The 4,991-nt window shown below is 73.3% G+C and carries 5 protein-coding genes; 2 read left to right on the plus strand and 3 right to left on the minus strand.

Annotated features, from left to right (window positions below; all coding sequences use genetic code 11):
- Positions 1-15: 15 nt before the first annotated feature.
- Positions 16-684 (minus strand): LuxR C-terminal-related transcriptional regulator, encoded by a 669-nt coding sequence (locus tag ACXJKL_RS14255; RefSeq protein WP_457207704.1) that lies wholly within the window; start codon positions 682-684, stop codon positions 16-18.
- A complete protein-coding gene (locus ACXJKL_RS14260) occupies positions 681-1,955 on the minus strand; it encodes a PspC domain-containing protein (RefSeq protein WP_457207705.1) in 1,275 nt (424 codons plus the stop codon). The genes ACXJKL_RS14255 and ACXJKL_RS14260 overlap by 4 nt, the downstream gene beginning before the upstream one ends.
- A 144-nt stretch (positions 1,956-2,099) precedes the next feature.
- Here ACXJKL_RS14260 and ACXJKL_RS14265 point away from each other — a divergent pair, with 144 nt between their 5' ends.
- Complete coding sequence (locus ACXJKL_RS14265; protein WP_457207706.1) at positions 2,100-3,356, plus strand: PspC domain-containing protein; 1,257 nt, start codon at positions 2,100-2,102, stop codon at positions 3,354-3,356.
- A gap of 10 nt (positions 3,357-3,366) precedes the next feature.
- Positions 3,367-3,654, plus strand: a complete 288-nt coding sequence (locus tag ACXJKL_RS14270) for a hypothetical protein (RefSeq protein WP_457207707.1) — start codon at positions 3,367-3,369, stop codon at positions 3,652-3,654.
- A 2-nt stretch (positions 3,655-3,656) separates the two neighbouring features.
- On the opposite strand, the gene ACXJKL_RS14275 is transcribed toward ACXJKL_RS14270, so the two are convergent.
- Positions 3,657-4,760 (minus strand): glycerophosphodiester phosphodiesterase, encoded by a 1,104-nt coding sequence (locus ACXJKL_RS14275; RefSeq protein WP_457207708.1) that lies wholly within the window; start codon positions 4,758-4,760, stop codon positions 3,657-3,659.
- Between the last annotated feature and the right edge of the window lie 231 nt (positions 4,761-4,991).

Genomic DNA, 4,991 nt, shown 5'->3' on the forward strand with positions numbered 1-4,991 from the left:
TGTCAATCGGGTCGGTCACAGGAGCCGGCGGTCCGAGGCCCACCGGGTGAGCTCGTGACGGCTCGAGAGCTGGAGCTTGCGCAGCGTCGAGGACATGTGCGTCTCGACGGTCTTGACGGAGATGAACAGCTCCCTGGCCACCTCCTTGTAGGCGTAGCCCCGGGCGATGAGTCGCATCACCTCGCGCTCGCGCTCGGTGAGCCGGTCGAGGTCCTCGTCGACGGCCGCGACGTCGATGGAGCCTGCGAATGCGTCCAGCACGAACCCGGCCAGCCGAGGGGAGAAGACGGCGTCGCCGTCGGCGACCCGCGCGATCGCGTCGACCAGCTCGGGGCCGGTGATCGTCTTGGTGACGTAGCCGCGGGCTCCCCCGCGGATCGTGCCGATGACGTCCTCGGCGGCGTCGCTCACCGACAGCGCCAGGTAGCGGGCCTGCGGCGAGGGCGCCTGACGCATCACCTCCACGCCCCCACCCCCAGGGAGGTGTACGTCGAGCAGCACCACCAGCGGCTGGAGCTCGCGGATCGCGGCCACCGCCTCGGGGACGTCGGCCGCCTCGGCCACCACCTCTACCTCCCCCGTGCCGGCCGCCGCCAGCTCGGCACGCACACCGGCCCGGAACATCGCGTGGTCGTCGACGATCACGACGCGCACCGGGCGGACGGGACGGGGGGACTCGGTCATGACTCTCCTCGAGCTGCTGGATTCGTGCGCAGGGGCATGTGCAGGCGGACCTCGGTGCCGGCACCGGGCGACGTACGGACCTCGGCGCGTCCACCGTGGCGCGACATCCGGTCCATGATGCTGTTGCGGACGCCGTGACGGTCGGTCGCCACGGCGTCGAGGTCGAAGCCGGCGCCGCGGTCGCGGACGAACACCTCCACCGCCTCGTCCGTGACCTCGGCGTAGACGTCGACGCGGGCGACGCCGGCGTGCTTGGCGGCGTTGACGACGGCCTCGCGGGTGGCGTTGGCGACGGTGCGCACCGCCTCGGAGTCGGCACAGTCGCCGACGGTGACGACGTCGACGACCACCGGGTGCGTCTCCTCGACCGAGGCCGCCAGGTCGCGCAGGGCTCCGGACAGGGTCGCGTCGTCGACGGGCTCCCCCTCGAAGAGCCAGGTGCGCAGGTCGCGCTCCTGGGCGCGGGCCAGACGGGCGACCATGGTGCCGTCGCCGGAGTTCTTCTGGATCAGGGCCAGGGTCTGGAGCACCGAGTCGTGCAGGTGCGCGGCCATGTCGGCGCGCTCCTGGGTGCGGATCCGCTCCGCCCGTTCCGCGCCGARGTCGTTGACCAGGCGCAGCACCCACGGGCCGACCACCAGCGCCAGCCCCAGGATGCCGAGCAGCCCGGCGACGACGACCGGCCCGGCGAAGCGGACCGAGCCGGTGGTGACGCCGAAGACGACGAGGGCCACCACGACGAGCCCGAGGCCGATGACGACGCGGGCGTACGCCGCCCAGCCGCCGTTGCCGAACACCGCACGGAAGGGGTCGATCCGACCCGACGAGTCCAGCCACCGTTCACGCTGCGCCTCGTCGGCCTGGCGCCACAGCAGCGCGATCCCGGCCACCCCGAGGACCACCGGCCAGAACAGCACGCCCTGGCCGAACACCGCCTCGAAGCCGAGCACCCCGCCGAAGAGCAGGGCGCCGATGGCGATCGCCGGGCCCGCGCTGGCGAGCCGGCCGACGCGGCGCGGGCGCCGCCCTCCTCGGCGGGCGCTGGCCAGACCGGGCGCCTCGTCGGGGAAGGCGGTGTCGGCGGGCAGGAACACCCACAGCGCGGCGTACAGCAGGATGCCGAGACCGTCGATGAGGGCGAGCACGACGAAGGCGATCCGCACCCACAGCACGTGGGTGCCGAGGTGGCGCGCCAGACCGGCCGCGACGCCGCCCGCGACGGGGGCGGACGTGTCGCGGTAGGCACGGCGTACGGACTGCTGGGCGCTCATCGTGACACCATCGTCGCAGGCCAGGGCGATCGTTCCCATGAGGCACGACCCCGGCTCGACCCTGAGGTGCGACCCCCCGGGCACCAGCACGATTCAGGGTCGTCACCGATGGTCCGACGACGACGCAGCACCCACGCTGGAGCCATGAACACCACCACTCCCCCGCCGGACGCCACTCCGGACGCCACGCCGGACCCGCCGGTGGACGAGCCGTCCGACCTGGCAGGCCCGTCCCCGGCCCCGCCGCTGGCCGGCGGGCCCCGCGTGAGCGCCGAGCAGATGCGCGACCTCGGCCGACTGCGACGCTCCGTCGAGGACCGTCACGTCGCCGGCGTGGCCGGCGGCTTGGCCCGTCACCTCGACATCGACCCGATCATCGTGCGCGTGGCGCTGGTGGTGCTGGTGTTCTTCGGCGGCTCGGGACTGCTGCTGTACGCCGCGGGCTGGCTGCTCGTGCCCGAGGAGGGCACCACGGACCAGCCCCTGGGCCTGGACGAGCGCAGCCGCAAGGTCGCGCTGCTCGGCGCCGGGGTGCTCGCCGCCCTGGCGGCGCTCGGCGACTGGGCCGGCGCCTTCTGGTTCCCGTGGCCGGTCGTCGTGGTGGCCCTGCTGGTGCTGTGGTTCCTCAACCGCAACCAGCGGCGCGACGCCGCCGGCCCCGGCACGCCGCCGACCGTCCCGGCTCCGGTGACGGGCTACGGCTCGACCTACACGGGCTCGACCTACGAGGGCTTCACGCAGACCGGCCCCGGGCACACCGGACCGGCGTACGACCCGAACGCGTACGTCCGTCCCCGCAACCCGCGCAAGCGCGGACCCATCCTCTTCTGGACGACGCTCGCCCTCATCGCGATCGGCGTCGGCACCCTGGGGGTGATCGAGGCCGCCGGCACCGACGTGCCGCCGTCGGGCTACCCCGCCCTGGCCCTGGCCATCACGGGCGCCATGCTCGTGCTCGGCGCCTTCTGGGGACGCGCCGGCGGCCTGATCCTGGTCGGCCTGGTCGCCGCCGTCGCCACCCTGGGCGCCACGGCGTCGGGCGACTGGGACGGCACCAGCCTCACCTACGCGCCCACCACCCCGGCCGAGGTGCGCGACAGCTACGACCTCGGGACCGGCGAGCTGACCCTGGACCTCTCCGGTGTCCGGGACGTGGAGGACCTCGACGGCCGACGGATATCGATCGACGGCGGGGTGGGCGCGATCGAGGTCGTCGTCCCCCGGGGCATGGACGTCACCGTGGACGCCTCGGCCGGGGTCGGCAACGTCGACGTCCTCGGGCAGGAGAGCGGCGGTCTCGACGTGCAGCAGGGCGGCTTCGTCGACGGCGGCGACGAGGTCCCCGACATGACCATCGAGGTGGACCTGGGCATGGGCCAGGTCACCGTGCGCGAGCAGTGAGGACGAGACGATGACCAACGACCACCTGGGTGACGAGACCGTGAGCCCCTACGAGCTGCAGCCCCTGCCCCTCGAGCCGGACCGCGACCCCTCCGGCAGGCACCCCGTCAGCGTCGGGCACCTGGTGATGGGGGTGGCCTTCCTGGGTCTCGCCGTGATCTGGGTGCTCTTCGAGTCCGACACCATCGCCTCGGACGACCTGCGCTGGCTGATGCCGCTCCCCTGGCTGGCGGCCGGCGTGGCCGGACTGCTCGCGGTGGTGCTGACCGGCCGCGGCCGAGGGGTCACCAGGGACTGATCTCAGGCCCTCTCGGCGAGCCAGTCGGCCAGGGCCCGCGCCGCGACGTCGGGGTTGTCGGAGAAGAGTCCGTCGACCCCGGCGTCGAGGAACGCCCGGGACTCGGCGTACAGGTCGCCGGGCGCGTTCGGGTCCGTGCCGATCCGGAAGTTGCGGGCCATGAACTGGTTCTCGCGGCGCAGCGTCCACACGTGCACCACCAGTCCGGTGGCGTGGGCGTCGTCGACCACCGTCGACGGAGCACCCGTGCTGCCGGACGCGTCACGGGGCAGCACCCAGTTCTTCGCGGCCCCGACGCCGTCGGCGTACGTCGCGATCGTCCGCAGCCCCGCGGCGGTGACCATCGAGGCGTACGTCGTGCCCGGCAGGTCGGCCGGTCCGCCGGACCCGTCGACGAGCTGGGCGAGGTCGACGTCCACCATCGTGTCGAGCTCGCGGAGGTTGGTGACCTCGAAGGACTGGATGATCACCTCGTCGTCGGCGTCGTCCATCTTCCGCTTCGCGAGGGCGGCGACGAGCGGTTCCTCGAGGGAGAGGCCGATCGAGTCGAAGTAGGACGGGTGCTTGGTCTCGGGGTAGACCCCCACCCCCTCGCGGCGGGCCAGCTTGAGGACCTCGTCGAGCGTCGGGATCCGGTACTCGCCGTCGTACGCCGTGTTGTCCGGCCGCACGTCGGGGAGCCGCTCGACGGCCCGCAGGGTGCGCAGCTCCTTGTAGGTGAAGTCCTCGGTGAACCACCCGGTGACCGGTCGACCGTCGATGACCTTGGTGGTGCGGCGGTCCGCGAACTCGGGGTGGTCGGCGACGTCGGTGGTGCCGCTGATCTCGTTCTCGTGCCGGGCGACGAGCACGCCGTCCTCGGTCGAGACGAGGTCCGGCTCGATGTAGTCGGCGCCCTGCCGGATCGCGAGCTCGTAGGACGCGAGGGTGTGCTCGGGGCGGTAGCCGGAGGCGCCGCGGTGACCGATCACCACGGGGTCCGCGGCCAGGTCGGTGCTCGGGCCCGCATGGGCGGCAGTGGGGACGAGGAACGTCGGGACGAGCAGCGTGGTGGCGGCGGCGGTCAGTGCGACGGCGGCGGCCCGGGTGGTCTTCCGAGAGGTCATGGCCAGGAGCCAAACGGGCTCGAGCGGCCGGGCCACGAGCGCACGGTGAACGTCAGGTGACGCGTCCAGTGACAACCGGCGGTCGCTGCTCGCGGGCCGCCCGCAGGGCTGCCTCGGGGTGGTCGGTGATGATCCCGTCGACCCCGGCGTCGAGCAGGGCCCGCACCTCGCCGGCCATGTCGCCGTGCGCGTCGGGAGCGCTGCCGCGGCGCAGGTTGGTCGGCAGGAAGC

The sequence above is a fragment of the Nocardioides sp. P5_C9_2 genome (assembly GCF_054049555.1).

Excerpts from the sequence above, each read along its gene's own strand:
- ACXJKL_RS14255 (WP_457207704.1), bottom strand. The coding sequence starts at position 684 with ATGACCGAGTCCCCCCGTCCCGTCCGCCCGGTGCGCGTCGTGATCGTC.
- ACXJKL_RS14265 (WP_457207706.1), top strand. The coding sequence starts at position 2,100 with ATGAACACCACCACTCCCCCGCCGGACGCCACTCCGGACGCCACGCCG.
- ACXJKL_RS14270 (WP_457207707.1), top strand. The coding sequence starts at position 3,367 with ATGACCAACGACCACCTGGGTGACGAGACCGTGAGCCCCTACGAGCTG.
- ACXJKL_RS14275 (WP_457207708.1), bottom strand. The coding sequence starts at position 4,760 with ATGACCTCTCGGAAGACCACCCGGGCCGCCGCCGTCGCACTGACCGCC.